General features: G+C 68.7%; 2 protein-coding genes. Both read left to right on the top strand.

Annotated elements, in window-relative coordinates:
• A partial coding sequence (locus tag AC30N0_RS11985; RefSeq protein ID WP_489518139.1) for a DUF1501 domain-containing protein occupies positions 1–780 on the top strand: 780 nt, incomplete at its 5' end.
• Between the two features lie 237 nt (positions 781–1,017).
• The coding region (locus AC30N0_RS11980) for an alanine racemase (RefSeq protein WP_489518138.1) at positions 1,018–1,628 on the top strand (611 nt) is incomplete at its 3' end.

Genomic DNA, 1,628 nt, shown 5'->3' with positions numbered 1-1,628 from the left:
GTCCCGTTTCGCGGCAGCGGTGACCCCATTCTCAACCTGTCCAACCCCGAGGGCGTCACCGCCGAGCGCCAGCGCCAGACGATCGACGCCATCCGCGATCTCAACCTGAGCCACGCCGTCGCGACCGGCGACGCCGAGATCCACACGCGCATCGCCGCTTACGAGATGGCCTCGCGCATGCAGGCCAGCGCCCCCGAGCTGATCGACCTCGAGGGCGAGAGCGAGGCCACGAAGAAACTCTACGGCATCGAGGGCGACGCGCCCTCATTCGCGCGCAACTGCCTGCTCGCGCGCCGGCTCGTCGAGCGCGGCTCGCGCTTCGTGCAGCTCTACCACACCAACTGGGACAGCCACGGCGGCCCCGGCGAGAACCTGCAGGGCGACTTCGAGAAGGTCTGCCGCGAGGTCGATCAGGCGCAGGCCGCGCTCGTGCAGGACCTCAAGGCCCGCGGCCTGCTCAAGGACACGCTCGTGATCTGGGGCGGCGAGTTCGGCCGGACGCCGATGGGCGAGAACCGCGACACCATGGGCCGCAACCATCACATCGATGCGTTCACGATGTGGTTCGCCGGCGGCGGCGTGAAGGCCGGCGCGAGCATCGGCGAGACCGACGAACTCGGCTTCAGCCCGACCGAAGATCGCGCGCACGTCCACGACCTCCACGCGACGATCCTCCACCTCCTCGGCCTCGACCACAAGAAGCTCACCTTCCGGTTCCAGGGCCGCGACTTCCGCCTCACCGACGTGCATGGCCACGTGATCGAGAAGTTGCTGGCGTAAGAGCGGGCTCCTGAGTGGTGCGGGTCTTCGGCGATCGGGGGACGATCGTCGATCTCTCGTCGTTGTCCCTCGATTCCAACGCTGGTCGTTCATTCTGAATCCTGAATTCTGATCCGACCCGGCACCTGGCCGTCGGGCGCCGACCGCTGTAGGCTTGTCGCCGTGGCCACTCTGAACGAACTCCAGACGCCGCTGGTGGTGCTCGACGCACCGGCGATGACGCGCAACATCACCCGCATGGCCGAGGCGGCCGCGGCCGGCGGCAAGCGGTTGCGTCCGCACGGCAAGACCCACAAGAGCGGATGGGTGGCCAGGCAGCAGGTGGCCGCGGGCGCGGTGGGCATGACCTGCGCCAAGCCGGGCGAGGCGGAGATGTTCGCCGCGGCCGGCATCCAGGACATCCGAATCGCCTATCCGATCTCGCCGACCTATGCCGCGCGCATCGTGTCGCTGATGGATGGCGTCCGCCTGTCGACCATCGTCGACGACCTGGGCGTGGCGCAGGGCTGGTCCGACGCGATGGTCGCCGCCAATCGCCGCCTCGAGGTCCTCGTGAAGATCGACGTCGGCACGCATCGGTGCGGCGTGGACCCGAAGCAACGCGACGCGATCGCCTTCATCACGCAGGTCCACGCCATGCCGGGCCTGGACCTGCGCGGCCTGCTCAGTCATGCCGGGCACTCCTACGCCGGCACGTCGGTCGAGGAGATTGCGGCGATCGCCCGCGACGAGGCGGCGATCATGGCGGAGCTCGTCGAGGGCTGCGCGGCAAGGGATGTCGAGATCGATGAAGTCAGCGTCGGGTCGACGCCAACGGCCCTGGTGAGCGCGACGCTGGACGGGATCAC

The organism is Rhizobacter sp., assembly GCF_031412495.1.
In the GTDB taxonomy this organism is placed as follows: Bacteria; Pseudomonadota; Gammaproteobacteria; order Burkholderiales; family Burkholderiaceae_C; genus Schlegelella_A.
The sequence above is the reverse complement of the archived record's forward strand: the minus strand, read 5'-3'. Positions and strand labels throughout refer to the sequence as shown.